General features: G+C 57.2%; 1 protein-coding gene. It reads right to left on the bottom strand.

All coding sequences use genetic code 11. The features are described from left to right. Positions 1-283: 283 nt before the first annotated feature. Positions 284-761, bottom strand: a 478-nt coding sequence (locus NW838_RS06830; RefSeq protein WP_414427748.1) for a dienelactone hydrolase family protein, incomplete at its 5' end; no start/stop codon positions are given.

The following is a 761-nucleotide window of genomic DNA, read 5'->3' as shown; positions in this document are numbered from 1 at the left end:
ATCTGGCGAGGCAGTGGGCAACTGCTCCTGTGAAGGATCCGCCGGAGCCAGCTCCTGCTCATCTACCAACACCAGCACCCGCACAACTCGATTTTTGGGCAATTGTTCCTGCGCCCGCATGGGCAAAATCAGTTGACCTTGGCTGTCGGTACGAGCCCAGAACTCATGTGCTTCCATGCTGTTTCCCTGAGATGGCTAGGAATATACCAGCTTGCCCCAAGCTCTGCCTTCGGCGCAGTCAAAAAAAGACTCCGTCCTGCCGACGGGAACAGATGAGATCCCATCATTGAGACCGGGATCCCTGGGCCAAGCCGTGTTCTCGAAACCAAGCCTGCAACCGTTCCCAAGCGTCACCAGCCGCTTCTGGGCGATAGGTGGGGCGATAATCGGCAAAAAAGGCGTGGGGAGCATCCGGGTAGATGATCAACTGCGATGGATCTCCGCAAGCTTCCAGAGCTGACTTCATTTGCTCCACCGTTTCCAAGGGAATGCTGGTATCTGCACCACCATACAAACCCAACACAGGTGCCTTCAGGCTGGCTGCCACATCCAGCGGATGCCTTGGGGTTAAGAGTGTGGCCTCTCCCACCAAACTACCGTACCAGGCAACACCTGCCTTCAAGCCGGGTCGGTGAGCCGCGTACAACCAAGTGATTCGACCACCCCAGCAAAAGCCAGTAATGCCCACCCGCTCTGGATCCGCACCTGAGTTGCCAATTGCCCAATCCACCGCCGCATCCAAATCCGACAGCACCTGAGCA

It is taken from the genome of Synechococcus sp. R55.2 (genome assembly GCF_047462075.1).
Lineage (GTDB): Bacteria > Cyanobacteriota > Cyanobacteriia > Thermostichales > Thermostichaceae > Thermostichus.
The sequence above is the reverse complement of the archived record's forward strand: the minus strand, read 5'-3'. Positions and strand labels throughout refer to the sequence as shown.